The organism is Algorimicrobium algoritergicola, assembly GCF_008086165.1.
GTDB lineage: Bacteria > Bacteroidota > Bacteroidia > Flavobacteriales > Flavobacteriaceae > Algorimicrobium > Algorimicrobium algoritergicola.
In genome coordinates this window covers 169,907-189,054 of record NZ_VSKL01000005.1, presented here as the reverse complement: position 1 = coordinate 189,054, position 19,148 = coordinate 169,907, and the positions used below count along the sequence as shown (strand labels likewise).

The 19,148-nt window shown below is 33.5% G+C and carries 22 protein-coding genes; 5 read left to right on the top strand and 17 right to left on the bottom strand.

Annotated features, from left to right (window positions below):
- Positions 1 to 99 precede the first annotated feature (99 nt).
- Entirely contained in the window at positions 100 to 876 is a 777-nt protein-coding gene (locus ES675_RS12835) for a DUF1206 domain-containing protein (RefSeq protein ID WP_066254291.1), read from the top strand.
- A 49-nt stretch (positions 877 to 925) separates the two neighbouring features.
- Here the strand turns inward: ES675_RS12835 and ES675_RS12830 are convergent, their stop codons facing one another.
- The 11 genes from ES675_RS12830 to ES675_RS12780 form a co-directional block, all read right to left on the bottom strand.
- A complete protein-coding gene (locus ES675_RS12830; protein ID WP_066254287.1) occupies positions 926 to 1,303 on the bottom strand; it encodes a glyoxalase/bleomycin resistance/extradiol dioxygenase family protein in 378 nt (125 codons plus the stop codon).
- Positions 1,303 to 1,878: a hypothetical protein gene (locus tag ES675_RS12825; RefSeq protein ID WP_066254284.1), complete on the bottom strand. Its 576-nt coding sequence runs from the start codon at positions 1,876 to 1,878 to the stop codon at positions 1,303 to 1,305. Before ES675_RS12825 ends, ES675_RS12830 begins: the two co-directional genes overlap by 1 nt.
- A gap of 2 nt (positions 1,879 to 1,880) precedes the next feature.
- Positions 1,881 to 2,591 carry a T9SS type A sorting domain-containing protein gene (locus tag ES675_RS12820; protein ID WP_066254280.1) on the bottom strand — a complete coding sequence of 237 codons (711 nt, stop codon included), beginning with the start codon at positions 2,589 to 2,591 and terminating at the stop codon, positions 1,881 to 1,883.
- A 37-nt stretch (positions 2,592 to 2,628) separates the two neighbouring features.
- Complete coding sequence (locus tag ES675_RS12815) at positions 2,629 to 3,999, bottom strand: M20/M25/M40 family metallo-hydrolase (RefSeq protein WP_066254277.1); 1,371 nt, start codon at positions 3,997 to 3,999, stop codon at positions 2,629 to 2,631.
- Positions 4,000 to 4,072: 73 nt separating this feature from the next.
- Entirely contained in the window at positions 4,073 to 4,951 is an 879-nt protein-coding gene (locus ES675_RS12810) for a PPK2 family polyphosphate kinase (protein WP_066254273.1), read from the bottom strand.
- Between the two features lie 122 nt (positions 4,952 to 5,073).
- On the bottom strand, positions 5,074 to 6,237 hold the full coding sequence (locus tag ES675_RS12805) for a sigma-54-dependent transcriptional regulator (RefSeq protein ID WP_066254269.1): 1,164 nt from the start codon (positions 6,235 to 6,237) through the stop codon (positions 5,074 to 5,076).
- 2 nt (positions 6,238 to 6,239) lie between these two features.
- Positions 6,240 to 7,133: a mechanosensitive ion channel family protein gene (locus ES675_RS12800; protein ID WP_066254264.1), complete on the bottom strand. Its 894-nt coding sequence runs from the start codon at positions 7,131 to 7,133 to the stop codon at positions 6,240 to 6,242.
- Between the two features lie 8 nt (positions 7,134 to 7,141).
- Entirely contained in the window at positions 7,142 to 8,452 is a 1,311-nt protein-coding gene (locus ES675_RS12795; protein WP_066254263.1) for an ABC transporter permease, read from the bottom strand.
- 2 nt (positions 8,453 to 8,454) lie between these two features.
- Positions 8,455 to 9,381 (bottom strand): ABC transporter ATP-binding protein, encoded by a 927-nt coding sequence (locus ES675_RS12790; RefSeq protein WP_066254259.1) that lies wholly within the window; start codon positions 9,379 to 9,381, stop codon positions 8,455 to 8,457.
- 291 nt (positions 9,382 to 9,672) lie between these two features.
- On the bottom strand, positions 9,673 to 10,806 hold the full coding sequence (gene dnaJ / locus ES675_RS12785; protein ID WP_066254256.1) for a molecular chaperone DnaJ: 1,134 nt from the start codon (positions 10,804 to 10,806) through the stop codon (positions 9,673 to 9,675).
- Between the two features lies 1 nt (position 10,807).
- Positions 10,808 to 11,350 (bottom strand): nucleotide exchange factor GrpE, encoded by a 543-nt coding sequence (locus ES675_RS12780; protein ID WP_066254254.1) that lies wholly within the window; start codon positions 11,348 to 11,350, stop codon positions 10,808 to 10,810.
- A gap of 160 nt (positions 11,351 to 11,510) precedes the next feature.
- On the opposite strand from ES675_RS12780, the gene ES675_RS12775 reads away from it, so the two are divergent.
- Positions 11,511 to 12,164: a YceI family protein gene (locus tag ES675_RS12775; RefSeq protein ID WP_066254247.1), complete on the top strand. Its 654-nt coding sequence runs from the start codon at positions 11,511 to 11,513 to the stop codon at positions 12,162 to 12,164.
- A gap of 67 nt (positions 12,165 to 12,231) precedes the next feature.
- Here ES675_RS12775 and ES675_RS12770 read toward each other — a convergent pair whose 3' ends face one another.
- The 5 genes from ES675_RS12770 to ES675_RS12750 form a co-directional block, all read right to left on the bottom strand.
- Complete coding sequence (locus ES675_RS12770; RefSeq protein ID WP_066254244.1) at positions 12,232 to 13,137, bottom strand: TIGR01777 family oxidoreductase; 906 nt, start codon at positions 13,135 to 13,137, stop codon at positions 12,232 to 12,234.
- 192 nt (positions 13,138 to 13,329) lie between these two features.
- A complete protein-coding gene (locus tag ES675_RS12765; protein ID WP_148367485.1) occupies positions 13,330 to 13,608 on the bottom strand; it encodes a hypothetical protein in 279 nt (92 codons plus the stop codon).
- 5 nt (positions 13,609 to 13,613) lie between these two features.
- Entirely contained in the window at positions 13,614 to 14,309 is a 696-nt protein-coding gene (gene mnmD / locus ES675_RS12760) for a tRNA (5-methylaminomethyl-2-thiouridine)(34)-methyltransferase MnmD (protein ID WP_066253244.1), read from the bottom strand.
- A 1-nt stretch (position 14,310) separates the two neighbouring features.
- Positions 14,311 to 14,757 carry a hypothetical protein gene (locus tag ES675_RS12755; protein WP_066253241.1) on the bottom strand — a complete coding sequence of 149 codons (447 nt, stop codon included), beginning with the start codon at positions 14,755 to 14,757 and terminating at the stop codon, positions 14,311 to 14,313.
- On the bottom strand, positions 14,757 to 15,263 hold the full coding sequence (locus tag ES675_RS12750; protein ID WP_066253238.1) for a DUF4920 domain-containing protein: 507 nt from the start codon (positions 15,261 to 15,263) through the stop codon (positions 14,757 to 14,759). The genes ES675_RS12755 and ES675_RS12750 overlap by 1 nt, the downstream gene beginning before the upstream one ends.
- Before the next feature lie 113 nt (positions 15,264 to 15,376).
- Here ES675_RS12750 and ES675_RS12745 point away from each other — a divergent pair, with 113 nt between their 5' ends.
- Both ES675_RS12745 and ES675_RS12740 read left to right on the top strand, forming a co-directional pair.
- Positions 15,377 to 16,444, top strand: coding sequence for a branched-chain amino acid aminotransferase (locus ES675_RS12745; RefSeq protein ID WP_066253233.1), 1,068 nt, complete (start codon positions 15,377 to 15,379; stop codon positions 16,442 to 16,444).
- Positions 16,445 to 16,676: 232 nt separating this feature from the next.
- On the top strand, positions 16,677 to 18,335 hold the full coding sequence (locus ES675_RS12740; protein ID WP_066253230.1) for a T9SS type A sorting domain-containing protein: 1,659 nt from the start codon (positions 16,677 to 16,679) through the stop codon (positions 18,333 to 18,335).
- A gap of 48 nt (positions 18,336 to 18,383) precedes the next feature.
- Here ES675_RS12740 and ES675_RS12735 read toward each other — a convergent pair whose 3' ends face one another.
- On the bottom strand, positions 18,384 to 18,773 hold the full coding sequence (locus tag ES675_RS12735) for a pyrophosphohydrolase domain-containing protein (protein ID WP_066253227.1): 390 nt from the start codon (positions 18,771 to 18,773) through the stop codon (positions 18,384 to 18,386).
- 131 nt (positions 18,774 to 18,904) lie between these two features.
- On the opposite strand from ES675_RS12735, the gene ES675_RS12730 reads away from it, so the two are divergent.
- Positions 18,905 to 19,090: a hypothetical protein gene (locus ES675_RS12730; RefSeq protein ID WP_066253224.1), complete on the top strand. Its 186-nt coding sequence runs from the start codon at positions 18,905 to 18,907 to the stop codon at positions 19,088 to 19,090.
- Positions 19,091 to 19,148: the final 58 nt, after the last annotated feature.

Below are 19,148 nucleotides of genomic sequence, written 5' to 3'. Positions count from 1 at the left end.
ATTCGCGTAAAAGCGTTCAATTTAATATGGGTTCAGATAATTATTCTGAAATCATTTTAATTACTTTACATTTCTATAAAAAGAAAAGTACACGTATTTATGGCTACTAAAAAAGAAAACATTGCTCGCGTTGGTTTAAGCGCTATTGGATTCGTTTACATTCTTGTTGGCGTTTTAACAGCTTTAAAAACCTTCAATTTGGGCGGTCGCGAAGTGGGAACCAAAGGGGTAATTGGATTTCTTTCTGGACAGCCTGTTGCAAAAGTGCTATTGGCTGCTGTGGCGATTGGTTTATTTAGCTATACGTTTTGGCGTTTCTACCAAACCTTTACAGATTCTCGGAATTTAGGAACCAAATTAAATGCCTTATTTGTAAGAGCTGGTTTTTTTACCGGTGGATTATTTTATGGATCACTAGGCTTTATAGCTCTTAAACTTTTATTTGGAGCTGGTTATGACACACAGCAAGAATCTGTTATCAAACTTTTAAATTCATCATTTGGCAGTATAAGTGCGGTAATCATTGGATTAATTTTTGGTAGTAAAGCACTATTTGAAATTTACTTTATACTATCCAATCAATTTAAGAAAAATGTACAATCCTCAAAAATAAAACCTGAAATTCAAAAATTACTCCTCAATTTGGGGATTATTGGTCATTCGGCAAGAGGTATTATATTTGGTATCATGTCCTTTTTAACGATTCGAACAGGGCTGACTTTCAGAAATGAAAAAATGAGCAAATTAACCGATGCATTCCAGTTTATAGACCAAAATTTTGGTGCATTTGTTTTGTCCATTGTTGCTGTTGGAATGTCCTGCTACGGTTTGTTTATGCTTGTAAAAGCGAGATATCTTTATATAAACATGAAATAGCAGGCGCTTTTAGGCATTTAAGAAATAATACCCAAGTAGATTTCTACTCTTATAAATTACTATAAAATGTCAATGCATTTTTATCTAAATCATAAATGGTAAATTCTTTAGTTCCCCAATCGGTATTGATTATCTGAATTTGCTCTTTTAAAATTTCTTTCGCTTCAAACTCTATATATAAACTTTCTATGTTTTGCGTTACAATACGTAAATCGGGTTTAATAGCAGTTTGTAATGGTTTCGTTGTGTTCTGAAAGCGCAAGTGAATTTCTACATCACCTCGTCTTAATCCTGCATAAGTAGGTACTTTAGGATCGTCTGCAAACGCAATTTCAAAACCGAGTTTATGTACATAAAAAAATAAAGCAGCCAAAAGATTTTGAACTGGTAAAACGGGATGAATTTGATGTAAATATGCTTTTTCCATTAGTCTTGTAATCTTCCACTAAAAACACTCACTTTAGAATTAAAGGGGTTTCCAGATGATCTTCTTAATAATGCAACCTGTCCGCAATGCCAAACGGCATCTTCAATTGGACCATGAATGAGTGTCCAAAATTCGACTTCATATTTTTCAAAAATTAGTTTAAACTCACCAACATCTTCGGTTTTTTTAAAAATGTTTGACGCTAATTGTAAATTTAAAAGTGTGGCTTTTCGCAAACCTTCAAAATCTTCGGGTTTATCTGTATCTTTTTTAGCATTATCTTTTTTTAAAGCGCAATTGGCTATCATTCTAGACAAGTCGTAAATATGATCTATCGTTTCCAAAGTTGAACGTGCATCATCATTTGGGCGAAAATTCAAATCATCCTCTCGCAAACCTTCAGTTGCCCAATAAAATCGAAATCCTAATCCATCAATAGCTCTTGCGGCAACGGTTCCTGCCGTAAAAGTTTCTGAAGCTTTAGGTATTTCATAATAGGGTAATTTTTCAGAATCTGACTGACTGTAAGATTTTGAAAAAACTAGTACCAAACTTAACATTAATAAGTGCTTCATTACTATTTTATTATTTTTCTAATTTCTTTTCTAGAATGTGTGTCTTCAAAAACAAAAAAATATACACCCGATTTTAGACTGGAGACATTAATAGCCATTTGTTTTCTATGAATTGATTGTGACATTATTAATTGACCATTCATATTAAAAACATGAAGATTCAAACTTTCAGTTGTATTTTGTTTTTCAACAATGAGCTCGTTAATTACGGGATTAGGATATGTTTTTATATCTGTCATTTTAAACGCCTCAACATGAAGTCTAGCACTTCCATAGATGGCCTGATCTCCATTTACGGCTGTAACAATTAGTGTACTTATATTTGATTCCGAAGTGATATTGTAAGTAAAAGGATTACTATAATTATCCCAATATAAACCAAAATACAAGACTTCAAAATCATTATTTGCAGAAATGGCACAGGAAGCCAGCGTTTGCCCCAAATCGGAAACTATAAAACTTGAATTAACATCATTAAAACTTAATGAACCACTTAGTCCATTACAAGCAAATGTTTGGAAGTCATAAGGTGGTGTTAAAAAGTTTAAATAAACATCACCATTATCACCAATTTCACCATTATCAGGAACAGAATTATTGGCACCATTAATAATAACATTTTGTAGATACCAAGTATTCGCCAATAGATCTGGCTGTTGGCAGAATCCTATAAACCCAGAAATTATAAAACCTATAAGTAGTATTTTTTTCATGATTTTAATCTTTTAGTTGTTCTTGATTTGATATTGGCTAAATACCATATTTATCAATTAAATATACCAAGCTTGTCATGGTTGCCGCACCTAATTCCAGTTCACGCTTATTTACATGTTCAAAAACATCATTGGCTGCATGATGATGATCAAAATAGCGTTGGGAATCTGGACGTAGTCCTGCAACAACATTAGTATCTGTTTTTAAAGGCGCTACATCTGCTCCACTTCCACCCTTTTCAAAATAATGAATTAAATAGGGTTTAAATAAGGCCTTCCAGCTTTCTATTTTAGCAAAAACTTCATCGTCGCAATCAAATTGAAAACCACGAGGTGTAAATCCACCTGCATCACTTTCTAATGAAAAAATATGGTTTTCACCTTTCTGTTTTGCTATTTCGGCATATTTTGTAGCACCACGCAAACCGTTTTCTTCGTTCATAAATAATACCACACGAATGGTACGTTTTGGTTTAATACCACTTTCCTTTAATAAACGTAACACGTCCATAGATTGTACGCAACCTGCACCATCATCATGAGAACCATCACCCAAATCCCAAGAATCTAAATGGCCTCCAACAATAATGTATTCATTTGGAAATTCACTTCCCGTAATTTCACCAATCACGTTATGCGACTGAACGTCTTGTAATTGCTGACAAGTTTGATTGAAAAATAATTTAATGTTTTTATCAAGTGCTAACATACCACTCAATTTTTCAGCATCATTTGTACTAATAGCTGCAGACGGAATCCGTTGTGAGTTTGGTAAATTACCATAGGTCATACTTCCAGTATGTGGTAAATCGTCCAGACGTAAATTCATGGAACGCACAATAACACCAACAGCCCCAAGTTTTCCTGCTTCCATAGCTCCAGCATATCGCTGATCTACACAACCTCCATAGGCTTCAAAGGTTTGTATTAAATCGGCTTGCATAGGTCTATTGAAAAAAATGATTTTCCCTGACACCTTGTCTTTACCTAACGCTATTAATTCATCAATACCTTTTACTTCTAAAACCGCTGCTTTGACACCACCAATTGGTGTAGCAATAGAGCCACCTAGCGCACAAATATTTACAGTAGTTGTAATTCCAGAAGATGACTCTATAAAGGCATACTCTTTAATTCCTCTCACCCATTTTGGCACCATTACGGGTTGCAACCAAACTTTATCTAAACCTAATTTTTCCAGTTCTTCTTTGGTATAAACAACTGCTTTTTCGGCATTCAACGAACCTGATAGCCTTCCACCAATTTGGTTGGACAAATAATCAAGCCACTCGTAACTTTTCCCATTAGTTAAGGATGTAGAGTAAATGGTTTTTAACGTTTCTTCATCTGTTTGAGCTGTTATATTAATGGTTAATAGAAAAAATAAAATAGGCAGTACATGTTTCATAAATAGTATAAATGTCGTTAAAAAACTAAAATAGGTTTTATTTAAAAGTTTACTTCCAAAAGGAATCTTAAAATTACTCGTTTTCCAATTGCTTTCGGTAGTCGTCTATATTGGCTTTGATGTCATCATTCAATTCTGGTTCGCGAATATCATCATATTTTTTCAGCGTATCTAATAAAATTTTAGCCACAATATAACGTGCGGTTGGTTTATCATCTGAAGGAACCACATACCATGGTGCATGCGGTTTTGTTGTTCTAGAAATAGCATCTTGGTAACAGTCTTGATAATGATTCCACAGTTTACGCTCTTCCAAATCACCAGGAGAAAATTTCCAATTTTTATTTGGCTTATCTAATCGCCGTAACAATCTATCTTTTTGTTCTTCTTTTGAAATATTCAAGAAAAATTTAAAGATAATCGTTCCATTTTCTGCAATTGTCTTTTCAAAATTATTGATTTGCTCAAAGCGTTTATCCCAAAACTCATCATTAACATCATTTAATGATAATACATCTGGTAAATGCTCATTTAAAATATATTCTGGATGCACACGTGTTACCAATACGTTTTCATAATGCGTTCTATTAAAAACGCCAAACTTACCGCGTGCTGGTAATGCTATATAATGACGCCATAAATAATCGTGTTTTAATTCCAAATCCGTTGGTGTTTTAAAACTATGCACAACAACACCTCTAGCATTAAGCTCCTTAAAAACTTCCCGTATCAGACTGTCTTTTCCTGCTGTATCCATCCCTTGAATACAAATTAGTACGGCATATTTTCCATGTGCATACATGGCGTTTTGTATTTTCGCGAGTTTTTTACAAACATCTTGTAATTCGTCTTCAATTTTGTCTTCATCTTCCTTTAAGTCAAAGGTTGTTTGAATCTCTTTTAAGTTTACCGTTGCTTGTACTTTAAAGTCTTCTGGCTTAATTGATTTCATAGAATAGTATTCGAATTAGAATTGATTTATAAATATACATAATTATAAAACGTTGTAATAGCGGGATTGTATTTTGGATACATTTCAAAAAAAATGCCTGAATACATTCAGACATTTTAAGATTATTTGGAAGCGAACATTTTCACATCATCTTCGCTAATTTCTTTTTCGCCAAGAATAATTAAACGCTCTACAACGTTGCGGAGCTCACGAATGTTTCCGGTCCAATCATATTCCTGAAGTTGCTTAATGGCTTTACTAGAGAATGATTTTATAACGGTTCCGTGTTCATTGGATATTTTTTCAGAAAAATAATCGATTAGTAACGGAATATCTTCGCGTCTATCATTTAATGAAGGTACTTGAATAAGAATAACGGCTAATCTGTGATATAAATCCTCACGAAAACGACCTTCAGCTATTTCTTTTTTTAAATCCTTATTGGTGGCTGCTATAACACGAACATCTACTTTAATATCTTTATCGTTCCCAACGCGTTGAATTTTATTTTCTTGAAGTGCACGAAGTACTTTAGCTTGAGCAGAAAGACTCATATCACCAATTTCATCTAGAAAAATAGTACCTCCATTGGCGGTTTCAAATTTCCCTGATCGATCTTTAACAGCACTTGTAAAGGCACCTTTTACATGACCAAACAACTCACTTTCTATTAACTCTGATGGAATAGCAGCACAATTTACTTCAACTAAATTCCCTTTAGAACGGTCACTCTTTTGATGCAACCAATGTGCTACCAATTCTTTACCTGTTCCGTTTGGTCCTGTAATTAAAACACGTGCATCTGTTTGCGCCACCTTTTCAATCATTTCTTTAATATGAGAAATAGCAGCACTTTCGCCAATCATTTCATAGTTTTTGCTGACTTTCTTTTTCAGCATTTTATTTTCAACCACCAATACTTTGGTGTCCAAAGCTATTCTTACCGTATTCAACAAACGGTTTAAATCTGGTGGCTTGGAGATATAATCAAAGGCACCCAAACGCATTGTATTAACCGCTGTGTCTAAATCGCCATGACCTGAAATCATGACAATGGAGATTTCGGGTTTTATTTTTTTTGCCGCTATCAATACATCAACACCATCCATTTTTGGCATTTTAATATCGCAAAAAACGAGATCATAATCTTCATTTTTAATTTTCTCTAAACCTTCTAAACCGTCTTCAGCTTCTTCTACTTGATACGTATCATTTTCTTCTGATAGGATTTTTACAAGTACACGCCTAATGGCTGCTTCATCTTCAATTACTAATATTTTTGGCATAACTATTTACTCTTTTTTTCAATAATATGAATATCTCTTTGTGGAAATGGAATGGAAACATTGTTTTCCCTAAATAACCTATCTATTTCAAATCGAATATCACTTTTAGGAAATTGCGATTTAAAACTATCTCTGACTGTGAAAACAACCTTGAAAATCAAGGAACTATCTCCAAAATCCGTAAATAATACAACTGTTGATGTATCATCTAAAACCTCTGGATGGGAATTAGCCGCTTCCAACAATAGGCGTTTTACCAATTGTGTGTCACTACCATAAGCGACACCTACTGTTATATTTTCGCGCGTGGAAATGTCATTTTGAGTCCAGTTATATAAGCTATTCGTTAAATATAAATGATTTGGAATTACTAACACTCTATTATCAATGGTAACGGCACGTGTAGTGCGCAGTTTAATTTCTTCAACACGTCCAACTTTGCCTTCTATTTCAATAATATCTCCAACATGTAAACTTTGATCAACTAAAATAAATACACCAGAAAGTATATCCTGGAAAAATGTTTGCAATGCTAATCCAACACCTATCAATAACGCTGCAGATGCCGCAAAAATTGCGGTAACATTAACACCTACCGAATCGAAAACAACTAGAATTACAACCAAATAAATTAACCATCTAGCAAATGAAAAGACTGTATTGAATTTAGCTTTATCTGCTTGAGGTAGACGCTTGGCATACAATCGGTGAAGAAAATTTAATACAATAGTTGTTAAAAGGTATATAATGATTATTAATACCAGAAGACCTACCGAAATATTAATTGGACTAGCTTCGGATCCGAATTGAAACCCTAAATTTAAAAACTCGACAAAGGTTTCCCAAGCACCACTTTCGGTTACTGCATCTTCAATATCTTCAAATTTATTTTGCATGGTTTAATTTAGTATTTAATCCATTTTAAAATTTCTTTATAACTCGGCTTTTTCCCATACATTAATATGCCTACGCGGTAAATTTTGGCAGCAAACCAAACCGTGAACATAAAAGTACCTATTAAAATAAGAAGTGACACAATTTGTTGCCAAATTGGAACGCCAAACGGGATCCGCATGAGCATAACGACCGGTGATGTAAATGGTATAAACGAAAAAATGGTAGATATAGTTCCATGTGGATCTTCAATAACGGTGAAGAAACCAATATAAACAGCCAAAATTAAAGGCATTAAAATAGGAAACAGAAACTGCTGTGTGTCTGTTTCATTATCTACAGCTGCACCAATTGCAGCATATAGAGAACTATAAAGTAAATAGCCTCCAATAAAAAACATTAAAAACGCAATAACTAAATTGGTTAGCGGTAAATTATAAAAGGCTTGAAATCCGCTTTGTACTAAATCTGGCATGCCTGACTCGTTTCCGGCTTGACTTAATAATTGCCCTGAAGGCGATGCCTGCATTAAATCGATTCCAAAAATTGCGGAAACAATGGTTAATAATATTCCGCCTAAAATAAGCCAGATTACAAATTGTGTAACGCCAGCAAGTGATGTTCCAATAATTTTTCCAAGCATTAGCTGCATGGGTTTAACGGATGATATAATAATTTCTATAATCCGACTTGTTTTTTCTTCAATGACACTTCGCATAATCATGTTACCATAAATAATGATAAACATAAACAATAAGTAGCCAGCTGCTCCACCAAATATTAACTTTACAATACTATCAATTTTTGAAGTTTTTTCGCCTGTAAAACTTTCTTGAGCAATGGCGATATCAATTTTTGATGTTTTAATTTTTTCAATATCAACACCTTGACTTTCCAGTTTTAAATCGGTTAATTGTTTTTCTAATTTGCTTTCTAATCCTCCGATTACGGATATAGAAGGTGATTCTTCTGAATAGAATTTTATAATATTATTCGTGGAATTTATGTTATCAAACTTACCAATATATAGCAAGCCATAGTTTTCTTGAACTTGTGTCAGTGTTTTAGCTTCATCTAAAGACAATTGATCTAGTACGACATACTTTGTGGTTTTGGTATTTTCAAAAACTGGTGCCATTTGACCAGATTCGTCTAAAATGGAAATGGTGCGTTCAGAATTGTTATTTAGTTGTGTTAAATAAGCTACAACGGCTACCAAGCCTATCATAATCATTGGACTTAAAAACGTCATGATTATAAAAGATTTATTCTTCACTTTCGTAAAGTATTCGCGTTTTATGATGAGTGGTAAATGGTTCATAATTAACTATTCTTTACGGCTTGAATAAAAATATCATTAGCACTTGGAATTAATTCCACAAAATGTGAAACTTCACCTCTACTTGTTAAAAAACTCAACAAATCATTAGGTGATTGCTGTTCGGACAGTTTGATATTCCGTTTTAACTCATTCCCAAGTGTTTTAAAACTGGTTGGCGTTACTGTGAATTTTTCGGTTAACTCTTTATCTAAAGCTGCTTCATTAGTAGCACGTATACCAATTTCGAATGTATTGGTTTTAAACTGCTTTTTAATATCATGTAATTTACCATCTAAAATTTTATTGGATTCATGAATTAAAGCAATATGATCACACAACTCCTCGACAGATTCCATACGGTGTGTGGAAAATATAACCGTAGCGCCATTTTCACGAAGTCTCAAAATTTCATCCTTAATAACGATGGCATTGATTGGATCGAATCCCGAAAACGGCTCATCAAAAATCAACAATTTCGGTTCGTGTAAAACAGTAACAATAAATTGTACTTTTTGAGCCATTCCTTTGGAGAGCTCTTGTATTTTTTTATTCCACCAATCGCCAATATCTAACCTATCAAACCAATAATGCAAGCGTTTTTTTGCTTCCGCTTTACTTAAACCTTTAAGTTGCGCAAGGTATAAAGCTTGTTCACCTACTTTCATAGATTTGTAAAGACCGCGCTCTTCTGGCAGGTAACCAATATCTCTTACATGATGATTTTGTAAAGGTTCATTATCTAAAATAACGTGTCCTGAATCTGGCATGGTTATTTGATTAATAACCCTAATTAATGTTGTTTTTCCAGCGCCATTTGGCCCTAAAAGCCCGAAGATACTCCCTTGTGGCACAGCAATAGACACATTGTTTAAAGCTGTAAAATCTCCAAATTTTTTAGAAACGTTGTGCGCTTCTAATAAGTTACCCATACGTGATTGTTACTTAATTGAAATGATTGTAAATATATTAAATGTAATACTGCCATCCGAAATTAATAAAAAAGAAATTGAGCTTGTTCATTAAAAACAAAACCCATCCTAAAACTTACGCTTAAGGATGGGAAAAAATTGCTATGAAAAAGAAAAATTATTACTATAATTTATAGTAATAAACCAAATATAGTAATTTTTCTTAAACAATTAAAGAAAGACTGTAATTAACTTTGGCTATAAACAACAAATCCGCCCAAAAGGCGGATTTATACTACATTGATATTTTTTTTATGAAAACATATCTTTTACCTTTTCAAAAAACGATTTGTCACCTACTTCTGGTTTCGGTTCAAAATGTTCGTCTTCACGCATAGATTCAAAAAAGTCTTTTTGCTGCTTGCTTAACGTTTTAGGCGTCCATACATTAACATGCACTAATAAATCGCCTTTACCATAACCATTAATAGATGGAATACCTTTACCACGAAGTCTTAAAATTTTACCAGATTGAACTCCAGCATCAATTTTAATACGCACTTTTCCTGTTACGGTATCAATTTCTTTTGAAGTTCCTAAAACGGCATCAGGCAAACTCACATACAAATCATAATGTAAATTATCTCCTTCACGTTGAAGTGTTGCATGTGTTTCTTCTTCAATTGCCACTAATAAATCACCCGAAATACCATTTCCTGGTGCTTCATTACCTTTTCCAGTAACTTTTAGCTGCATACCATCAACCACACCTGCAGGAATTTTTATAGATACCGTTTCCTCCTTTACAAGCATCCCTTGTGCATCCGCTTCATTCGGTTTTTTATCTATAATTTGTCCTGCACCACCACATGTTGTACATGTTGTAGCCGTTTGCATACGACCTAAAATAGTATTGGTAACACGCATAACTTGTCCAGCTCCATTACAAGTAGAACAGGTTTTATACGTCGTTCCAGGCGCTTGAACTTTACGTCTAACTTTTACCTTTTTCTCAACACCATTAGCAATTTCTTCCAGTGTTAATTTCACGCGAATGCGCATGTTGGTTCCTTTAATACGACGTTGTCCGCCTCCTCCAAAGCCACCACCACTGAAGCCCGAAAATCCGCCACCACCACCAAAGGCACCACCGAATATATCGCCAAACTGACTGAATATGTCATCCATATTCATATTACCACCATTAAAACCACCATTACCTTCAAAGGCTTGGTGACCAAATTGGTCATAACGTGCTTTTTTATCAGCATTACTTAATACTTCATAAGCTTCAGCTGCTTCTTTAAACTTCGTTTCTGCTTCGCTATTATCAGGATTCTTATCTGGATGATATTTCAATGCCATTTTACGATACGCCTTTTTAACTCCAGCTGCATCCGCATTTTTATCAATTCCTAAAACCTCGTAATAATCTTGTTTTGCCATATTATTGTCCTATAACTACTTTTGGAAATCTTATTATTTTATCACCCAACTTATACCCGTTTTCAATAACATCGATAATCTTACCTTTTAAAGCGTCGTTAGGTGCTGGTATTTGTGTAATTGCTTCGTGATTATCTGCGTTGAAATCGTCACCAGCTCGCAAATCCATTAGCTCTAAACCTTTACTTTCTAGTGTGTTTTTAAGCTTATTTTTAATGAGCTCCACACCTTTCAATAAATCTTTTTCTTTTGTTTTAGATATTTCATTATAAGCACGATCAAAATCATCCAAAATTGGTAACAATGCAACAACTACGTCTTGACTTGCAGTTTTAAACAATTCACTACGTTCTTTGGCAGTTCGTCTCTTATAATTTTCAAATTCAGCGAATAGTCGTAAAAATTTATCTTTCTCTAAAGCTAAAGATTCATTCAATTGCTCTTCAACGGTTCGTGTATCTTCAGAAGATTCTTCGTTGTTATCTAGTATTTGCTCGTCTACTTGCTCATTTGCAGTAGTATTATTTTTATCTTTCTTGCTCATTGTGTATCTCTATTTTTAAAATACGTTAAATGGATGGCAAAAGTACTGCCATTATCCTTAAAATGTCAAAATGTCATTAAAAATAATTTAATATTTTTTTAAACATTTTTAAATCTTAAACAGCTATTTTTGCAGCTTAACACTAAAATATATTAAAACAATGAAAAATCGTTTTTTAACAATCTTAACATTAGCATTAGTTGTAACGTTTGCAAGTTGTAAAGATAAAGCACAAGAAGTTGAAACTACAGAAGCTGAAGTAGCTACTGAAGTTACTGAAGTTTCTACAAAATACTTAGTTAACACAGAAGCCTCTAACATTATGTGGAAAGGCTTTAAGCCAACAGGAACACATACAGGAACCATTAAGGTTGAAAGTGGTGTATTTACAATGAATGGTGATGCTATTGAAAGCGGAAGCTTTTTAATTGACATGAATTCACTTTATGTAACAGATCTTCCTGAAGATGATGAAAACCACGGAAAATTAACTGGTCATTTAAAAAGCCCAGACTTTTTTGACGTTGAAGCGTTTCCAGCATCAGCTTTTGAAGTAACTGGTTTTACAAATGAAAATGGAAAAATGATGTTATCAGGAAATCTTAAAATGAAAGATACTGAAAACAACATTTCAATTCCTGTAACTGTAACAGAAAACAATGATTCTATAACTATTACTAGTGAAACATTTACTGTTGACCGTTCTAAATGGAATGTGAAATATGGTTCAAAATCTTTCTTTGATGATTTAGGCGATAAATTCATCAATGATGATATGGAATTACAAATAACTATTACTGCTAATAAAGCGTAATTCGTTTTTTGTTAATACCCTTAAAAATCCGCTACAAATTTGTAGCGGATTTTTTTATGCGTGACTTTTACGTTAATAAGTTTTCCAAGGCTGGTTTTATGTTTACAAATTCAAATTGATACCCTTCCTCCTCTATTTTTTTACTACTTACGCGTTGACTTTCAAATAATAATATGTGCATATCTCCTAAAATCAATTTCATTAATACTTTTGGAATATTTGGCAAAAAGAGCGGTTTGTTTAAAACGCTAGCAACCGCCTTTGTGAGTTCTGAATTTGTAATTGGGTTTGGTGCTACACCATTTGTAACGCCTTCAATTTTATGGTTTAATACATATACAAAAACACCTGCTAAATCCTTAATATGAATCCATGATTGCCACTGATTACCACTTCCAAAAGCTGTACCAGCACCAAATTTAACGGGCTTCACTATTTGTGGCAATGCACCTTCTTCGGCATCTAAAACTAAACCAATTCTAACTTTAGAAACTAAAACATCAAGCTCGTTAAACGTGTCTGTCATAGCTTCCCACTTTTCGACTACTTGTCCTAAAAAACTAGTGGAAATTTCAGTCGTTTCTTCATCGTAATAGTTGGTTAATGAGTCTCGATAAATGCCAATAGCACTTGCTGAAATAACGTGTTTTACAGTATGATTTTCACGCGCTAATGTTTCCTTTATTAACTGAAGTGTATCCAACCTACTGTTTATAATAACACTTTTATAAGCAGCTGTCCAACGATTAGCAATAGAAGAACCTGCCAAATTAATAATGGTTTCCACGCCTTCCAAACAAGCCACATCAATTTCATTGTTTTCAGGATTCCAATAAAATCCTTTATAATGATCTAGTTGCTCAATTTTTTCTTTAGAAGTTGTTAAATAATGAACTGTGATATCTTGATTATAACATTGTTCAACTATTGCCTTACCAATTAAGCCAGTAGCACCTGTAATTAATACCTTCATGTACAATTTTTATATAAAGATACGTGTAAGAGCACTGATTATAACTGCTTTTAAAGAAGGTTTAACAGATTTAACGAAAGATTAAGTTTGTAATATTCAAAAGTTGAAGTTATGAATGCGCTAACAAAAAAAAGAAGCCTTTATCAGTGAAAATTAAAGTGTAATGTAACAATTTGAATGGAAACATGTAACTCACTTCGTATCGTTGAATGTTTCTACTTTCAATGGAACATGTAACTCACTTCGTATCGTTGAATGTTTCTGGCTTTGAATGGAAACATGTAACTCACTTCGTATCGTTGAATGTTCTACTTTGACTGGAAACATGTAACTCACTTCGTATCGTTGAATGTTTCTGGCTTTGTATGGAAACATGTAACTCACTTCGTATCGTTGAATGTTTCTGGCTTTGAATGGAAACATGTAACTCACTTCGTATCGTTGAATGTTTCTGGCTTTGAATGGAAACATGTAACTCACTTCGTATCGTTGAATGTTTCTGGCTTTGTAGCCCTTAACATTTCACGTTTGCCGGGAGGTCCTGGTAAGCGTTCAACTACAAATCCAACAGCTTGCATGGCACGACGTGCGCTGCCTTTTGCTGAATAAGTAACCAAAACACCATTTGGTTTTAACGCATTATACATCTTCTCGAAAATAGGTTCCGTCCATAATTCAGGTTGGACACGTGCGCCAAAAGCATCAAAATAAATAAGATGAAACTGATTGATATTGGTAATATCTTGAAACTTCTTTTCTTGTTTTGTTAATTGAAAAAATTCAGAAATAGGTAATTTTATTTCCCAAGAAATATTATGAATGGATTTAAACTGCACTTCGGATAAACTACCTTCCAAAAGTTCAGCGTAGTTTAATTGGTTAATTTCAGCGGTTAAAACAGGATAAGCTTCAACACCAACATAATCCACATGGATCTGTGCTTTTTCAGCCTTTAATAAGGTAATAATGGCATTTAATCCTGTACCGAAACCAATTTCTAATATAGATAAAGAATTCAAATTTAATTCAGAAATAACAGCATCAAAACCTGTTTTGATAAACACATGATTCGCTTCTTGAATAGCACCATGTATAGAATGATATTGCTCATTCCAATCGTCTATCTGGATGGTTTTAGAACCATCAGCAGTGGTTATAATATGGCGTTTCAAACTATTTAATGAGTAGTTTTTTAATACGTGGAATAGGCCCAGTACATTCGGTTTGATGACAAGAAATACAAAGATTTACCACATTATTAAACCTATCGGTTTCTGACAAAGCAGATTCCGGATTATAAAGTTCTTTTTCGGCTTGAATAAATAATTTTGAAAAACTCTCAAACGTGTCATTGCGTTTTTTAAAATCGGATAATTCGGCCGTATGGATTTTCAAAAAATCTAAAGGGAATTCTTGAATATCTTCACCTGAAACTATAGATTTTTTAACGTCTAAATTATGAGCGTACATTTGATTCATGAGGTTCGCCATTTCAGACGGCTCATACATATCATAAACAATTTCCTGTTTATTAGATTTTTCAGAGATTGCCTTTTCGTCAGCATTATTGCAACTAGCAACTAAAAAAAGTAGGCTTAAACAGCTAAAAAAAGTTTTCATTATTCTTCAATTAACAACACACCATCTGCTTCAAAAGATAACGTACGTTTAGTTTCTGTTATGGCAGCAATTTCTTCTTCCGTTTTTCCTGCATCTTCCGCATAATGACGTTGTTCATCAACAGAAACTTCAGTTACATAAGCTTTACCATTTATAATAACCTCCTTATCTGCAATATTTTTAGGCATAAAAAAACCGTAGTCCTTAAATTTCACCATCACTTCTTGATCATTTTCTATATCTAAACGCATCCAACATCCTTTTGATTGGCAAACACTGTTTACTTTAGCTTTCACTTTAGTTTGAAGGGTATCACCAGGTTTCAAGCTTAAGTATTTTTCGCTAATTTCGGATGCCGTTAACGTATTATCAGCTTCAATAACATCTCCAAAAGAAACATAAGTTACTTCGTTAATTTCTGTTTCAACAATCTCTGTAGATTTATCATTATTCTTACAAGAAAATGCCACAAACATCAAGCATAGTGCTAAAATTATATTCTTCATTATTCGGAATTTTTAAAAATTTCAAGGCCAAATATACGTTTTTTTTAAGTAAATTTTAAGTTTTTTATAAGCCCAAAATTGAGTACTTTCGCAAAACCAAACTTTTAAGAAACATGACGGATCAGAAATATAACGAAATTGATATAGTACGTATAGAAAAAACAAAAATCAATGATGTTGATTTTAATAATATCGATTTTGGTCGTAAGTTCACAGATCACATGTTCTACTGTGATTTTATAAATGGTGCTTGGCAACAACCGAAAATAGTTCCTTATCAAGCCATGACAATTGAACCTTCAGCTCGTGTGTTTCATTATGGGCAAGCTGTTTTTGAAGGTATGAAAGCTTATAAAGATGATAACGGAAATGCCTTTTTGTTTCGTCCAGAAGATAATCACAAGCGGATAAATATCTCTGCAGCACGATTAGCTATGCCAGAGTTCCCAAAAGAATACTTCATGAAAGGTTTAACCACTTTAATGGATATGGATAAAGAATGGATTAAACCAGGCGTTGGAAATTCATTATATGTTAGACCATTTGTTTTTGCTTTTGAGCCTGCTATTTCTGCTGCTCCTGCACAAGCTTATCGTTTTATGATAATTTGCTCACCAGCAAAAGCATATTACACAAGTAAAGTTCGTGTACTTTTTGCGGAGAAATATAGTCGTTCTGCGGATGGCGGTGTTGGTTTTGCCAAAGCTGCTGGAAATTATGCAGCGCAGTTTTATCCAACCAGTTTAGCCCAGAAAAAAGGATATCAGCAAATTATTTGGACCGATGCTAGTACACATGAATATCTAGAAGAAGCTGGTACCATGAACATCTTTTTCCGAATTAATGATACATTGGTAACAGCACCAACAAGTGATCGTATATTGGATGGTATTACTAGAAAAAGTATTTTACAATTAGCGGAAGATAACAAGATCCCAGTAGAAGTAAGACGTGTTACCGTAAGCGAAATAAAAGAAGCTGCTCGAAATGGTAGTCTAAAAGAAATTTTTGGAACAGGAACTGCGGCTGTAATTAGTCCTATTTCGGCTTTTGAGCATTCTGAAGAAGTTTTTGAAATTCCAGATGCTACAGATTCGTATGCAACAGTATTTAAAACGAAATTATTAAACATTCAACACAATCTTTCTGAAGATAAACACGGATGGCGTTTTGAGGTCTAATAACCAATTAAACATACTATTAAAATCCCCATAATTGGGGTTTTTTTTGTGCGTAATATTCCTGTACGTTACAACACTACCAATCTCCAGTTTAAAACACAAAAAACTTTAATTAACTAAAAATGAATGCTTTATGATTTTTACACGTGTTGTTAGATACTCAAAATTGAGTATTGTGAAGAATATATATTCGTAATAGCTTTACTAATGTTATTAATCAACACAATAAAGCATGAAAAATACAATACTTTATCTTACAGTATTATTCTTTACTAGCTTAACAACGTTTGGGCAAGTTCCAGTAAATAATCTTATTGAAAACGCGACCTTAATTAATTCCTTTCCTCATACAGACAATAATGTGAGATTAGATTTAGCAACTGCGAGTGGTATTTCACCAACAGGCTGCCCGTTAGGAAATTATAATCTTGTTTATTACAAATTTACAACTACGGAAGATTCTCAATTTGAAGTTTTTATTGAAGATTCCAACAGCTCCGTTGTAGGAAATTCTTTTGCCATAATATTTACGGCACCACATTTAAACGCAATGGATGAATCGGAATTAACTATTGCATCTGCTTGTGGTTTTCTATCTAGCACGTATTTAGATATAGTACAAGGAACAAATTATTATATTCTAGTTTATCGTGCGGCAGCAAACACCTTATCAAACATTTCTTTTCAATCAACACCAGTAATACCTGTCGTTGCAAGTGAACGAGATGCGCTAATTGCTCTTTACAACAGCACAAATGGCGATAATTGGGTTGACAATACAAATTGGAATACGGCCGAACTTGTTGGAAACTGGCAAGGCATAAGAACAACAAATATTGGTGGTATTGGTCATGTTTCTGAGATCAATTTAGGAAGCAATAATTTAGCAGGCGCTTTACCAATGGAAATTGGCAGTTTCCCAGAATTAACTTCACTTCAATTATGGTCCAATCAATTAACAGGAAATATTCCGCCCGAAATTGGAAACCTTACCAAATTGAAAAATTTAGATTTATCGCCTAATACGTTTTCAGGAACTATTCCAACTGAAATTGGAAACCTTATAAATCTGGAAGTACTTTGGTTAAACCAAAATGGGTTATCTGGAAGTATTCCAACGTCATTTCAAAATCTTGTCAACCTTAAAGAGCTTCATTTAAGAGGTTCCGTTGATCCTAATTCCGAATGGAGTAGCAGTTCATTTAGCGGCGACTTTCCCGACTTAACAGCACTACCTTTAGAGGTGTTAGATATGAAGAATAACTTCTTTGAATTCGAAGATATTGCTGATGAGTTTACTACTTATCAAACCAACATACCAAACTTTGTTTTTAACCCACAGTATACCGTTGATCCTCCTGAAGATGTAGAGTCTGATTTTGGAGAAGATATTATATTAACGCTAACAGATGTTCCGGGAACAAATAGACATAGTGCAAATCGCATGTCTGGGAATAGTTATCAATGGTTTAAAGATGATGTTTTAATAAGTGGTGCAAACTCATCTAGTTATACCATAGTCAATGCACAAGGTATTGATAGTGGTGTCTATTCTTGCGAAATAACAAATGCTGATGTTCCAGGCTTTATAATTACAAGATCAGGAATTACAGTTGATGTTGGAGGAACCTTAAGTCTTGATGATACGAGTTTAGGCACGATGGTAAACATGTATCCAAATCCTGCTGACACATTTATCACCATGATATTACCGGAAGTAAACATGGAAGTAAGCTTAATAATATATGATATGCTTGGAAAAAGAATCCATGAATCGCAAATAAGTAACTCGAATACCAAACTTGACATATCTGATTTCCAGAGTGGCATTTATTTGATGCATTTTAAAATTGGTGGCAAAACACGAATTAAAAAACTAATTAAAAAATAAAAATTACATTTATATATTTCTCAAAACCTCCTGTAAAATGGAGGTTTTTTATTTTTGTTCTAATATAGTTTTAATATTAGGCTTAAAGTAATTTGGCCCTTTTAAAACCTTCCCATCTTCACGATAAATAGGTTCGCCATCTTCGCCTAACTTACTCATGTTGCTACGTTGAATTTCGTTAAAAACATCCTCTATTTTATGCTGTAATCCGTGTTCTATTATAGTTCCGCATAAAATATAAAGCATATCACCTAGAGCATCTGCAACCTCAACTAAATCATTATTAGTTACAGCTTCTAGATACTCTTCATTTTCTTCACGCATTAATTTATAACGCAACATGTTTTTATCAGAACCTAAATCAGCTTTTGGGGTTTCACGATGTCCAATTTTAAAGGCAGTATGAAATGCTTTTACGGCTTCAATTTTATTTTTCATGGTTTGGTTTTTCTTTGTTCATTCAAAAGTAACAATTTTAAAACCACAATTAATTTTCGATTCCTTATTAATTCAACTGAATAAAAATTTGGTTATGGGTTTGTTTTCTTAAATTTGCAAAAAAAAACGACATGTTTACTACTGGACAAATGATTTTTGGAGGCTTATTTGCAGTCGCTTTTGTATTAATTTTAATCTATGCATATAGAAAGGATTTAGCGTTGCATAGAAAACATTACAAAGGAACGGTTTGGGTGTTGATTGCTTTTATTTGCTTTGTTCTTTTTATTCTGTCTATAAAATGGTTGTTTCAATAATCCATTATAACATAGCTACTTTTTCTAAATAAATTTAGTATAAATAAAAAGCCTCAAC